This is a genomic window from Chitinophaga sp., from assembly GCF_036569185.1.
GTDB lineage: Bacteria > Bacteroidota > Bacteroidia > Chitinophagales > Chitinophagaceae > Chitinophaga.
Map to the genome: position 1 here is coordinate 1 of NZ_DATCRD010000314.1, position 2,990 is coordinate 2,990.

A 2,990-nucleotide genomic window follows, 5' to 3' on the forward strand; every position below is an offset into this window, starting at 1 on the left:
GTATAAGACTGGTGCCCAGCGCCATGCCCATACCGGGGGCGTTTTCACCGGAGGATTCCGCATCGCCGCCATACTGGATACTGATCCCCGGTGGCAGCTGCAGCTTCTCAATTTCGGGCTGCGCTTTCTTTAGTATTTCGGAAGCCATGATGCCCATTTGCGCTTCAGACAGTACGGTAAGGGTACGGATACCGTTCCGGTGGGCAATGACGCCGGTATGCCAGGAAGGAGTGAGCTCCGCTACTTCTTTCAACGGTACCTTGCTGCCATAGGTGCTGATGAGATGAAGATTGCCCAGGTCGCTGAAAGCCCGGCGGTTGCTGGTATCCAGCCGGAGGAAGATGTCGATGGGCTTATCGCCTTCCCATATCTGGGATACGGCAAAACCTTTGAGGCCGGCGCCAATAGTTTGGGTGATCAGCTGGTTGGGAACGCCGAGCCTGGCGGCGGCGTCTTCTTTTATTTTCAGGCTTACGCCCAGGTAATCGTCTTCATAATCAGAGCGCACCCAGTTGGTGCCCTGCGTATGCTGCAGGATGTCTGTCACCTGTGCGGCTACACGCTTTTGGTCGTGCAGGTCTTCGCCTATTATACGAACGGCCAGCGGGGAGCCTTCCTGCATGCTCAGTTGCCGCAGGCGGATATACCCGTTGGGCACAAACCCTTCAAACCTGGGCAGGTATTCCTTTACAAGGTCGTTGGTGGCGTCGTTGCCGGAGGTGGTGATAAAGATCTGTGCGAAATTCCTGCGTGGCATTTCCGGTGCGTAGGTAACGTTGAAGCGGGGAGAGCTGGTACCCACAAAACTGGCGATGCTGACAACGCGTTTATCTTTCTGTAATTCTTTTTCCACCAGCTTTACTACCCGCTCTGTTTCTTCAAGGGAAGTACCGTTGGCCATCCATATTTCCGCGTTGAACTGTTTGCTTTCGCTCAGCGGGAAAAATTCCTGTTTTACTTTCCCGGCCAGAACCAGCGACAGTACAATAGCTGCTGCGGCGATGCCCACTGTTGTCTTTGGAAAACGGAAAGCCAGTTCGATGCCTTTGTTAAAGGTGTTCTGCAAACGGTCCAGCAGGCTTTTCCTTTGTTTGGTGGTGCTTACTTTGTGTTTCAGCCCTTTCTTAATAAAAACATAGCAGGTGTATGGGGTTAACAGCAGGGCCACTGCCATAGAGGTAATGAGCGCCACGGCAATGGTTACCGGCAGGGCGGCGATAAAATCTTTGGAGATACCGTTCATGAACAGTGCCAGCGGCGCAAATGCAAAGATAATAGCCAGCGTAGCAGTGAAGATAGGCAGCGATAACTGCCTGGCCGCCTGCCAGGCGGCTGTCCATGGCGTAATGTCTTCATCCAGTTTTTCAATATAATTGTCGACCACCACAATGGCATTGTCTACCACCATGCCCAGCACTATAATAAGCGCGGCAAGGGTTACCTGGTGCAGTTCAATGCCCATGATATTGATCAACCCGAAAGTGATGAGGATGGAAATGGGCGCTGCCAGCGAGGATACGGCAGCTACGCGCACCGGCAGCAATAGCATCACTACTATGATCACGGAAGCAATGGCTAAGCCAAACTCCTTCATAAAGTGACGGATACTATCGTCCACCACTTCCGGCTGGTTTACGATGGTGGTTATTTTTACATCTTCCGGGAATTCACTTCCGATCTCTTTCAGCTTATCCTGTATAATATGACCGAACTGCACAATGTTGTTGCCCGGTTGCATTTCAATGGCCAGCATCATTACCTTGTCGTCACCTATACGGATAAACGAAGATGGCTCTTCAAAGCGGCGTTCAATTTTTGCGACGTCTTTTAACCGTACCACGGTGCCCTGGGGCGTGGTATAAATGATCTGCGATGCGATGTCTGCTGCTGTTTTATACTGGCTGTTGGTGAATACCGGGAAGGTATTTGAACTGATGGTCATTTCCCCTGAATAGCCGGTTATGTTCTGCATTTGCAGGGTCCGGACAATAGTAGACAGGTCAAAACCATACTGCTGCATTTGCTGATCATCTATGGTAACATACAGTTGTTGCTTCTGGCCGCCGGACCTGTTTATTTTGGACACTTCCGGTATGATCTTGAGCCCGTCTTCTATTTTATCCAGGTATTTTTCTATTTCCGCATAGTTGCGTTGATTGGAGGATACGGTAATAATTTGTGCGGTTACATCGCCAAAGTTGCTGTTCACCACCGGGCCTATCACGCCGGAGGGAAGCGTTTGCTGCGCCATGGCGTTAAGGCCATGCTGCAGGGTGCTCCAGAATTTTTTCCGGTCTTTGATATTGGTGTTTAATTCAACGGTAATGAAAACCTGTCCGTCTTTTGTTTGGGACCTGGTTTTCCTTTTGTTTACTTCTTCAAAGGAAAACAGGTATTGCTCTATTTTATTGGTCACCTGTTTTTCCATTTGTATTTCATCTGCGCCGGGGTAAAAGGCGTATACCATGGCCACGGGCATATCTATTTTCGGGTTTTCCGACCTCGGCATATTCTGCAGGGAGTAGATACCCAGCAGGAGCAGCAGCACTGTTACCACGATGGTCACCTGTTTATACCGCATCGCGGCCTCAATGAAGCTTATCTTTCTTTTTTTCATTCTTCCAGGATTATCGGACTAAATAAAAATTGTTTAATGCTACAGGCTGATGGCGGTACCATCTTTAAGATTGGAATGTCCTGCGGTCACTACCTGCTCACCGCCGTTTAATCCTGCGGTTACCACTACGTCATTTTTGCCGGTGAGCGCGCCTACAGTAATGCGCTTACGAACGACTTTATGTTGTGCATTGGCAATAAACACATAGGTGATATCGTCTGCATCCCTTACTACTGCGGTAGCAGGTACGGTGAGCGCGCTAACGGTGCCGCCGGTGTGCAGGTTGATAGCAGCCAGCATACCGGGAAGCAGCCGGCCCTGCTGGTTGTTCAGCTTTATTTTCACACTGTAGGTACGGGAGCTGGCATCAGCC

2 protein-coding genes are annotated in these 2,990 nt (G+C 50.2%); both read right to left on the reverse strand.

Annotated elements, in window-relative coordinates; translation table 11 throughout:
- Positions 1-2,617 (reverse strand): efflux RND transporter permease subunit (locus tag VIM72_RS24165; RefSeq protein ID WP_332005389.1); only part of this gene is annotated, 2,617 nt, incomplete at its 3' end.
- A 39-nt stretch (positions 2,618-2,656) separates the two neighbouring features.
- Positions 2,657-2,990: efflux RND transporter periplasmic adaptor subunit (locus VIM72_RS24170; RefSeq protein WP_332005390.1), on the reverse strand; the 334-nt coding region annotated here is incomplete at its 5' end.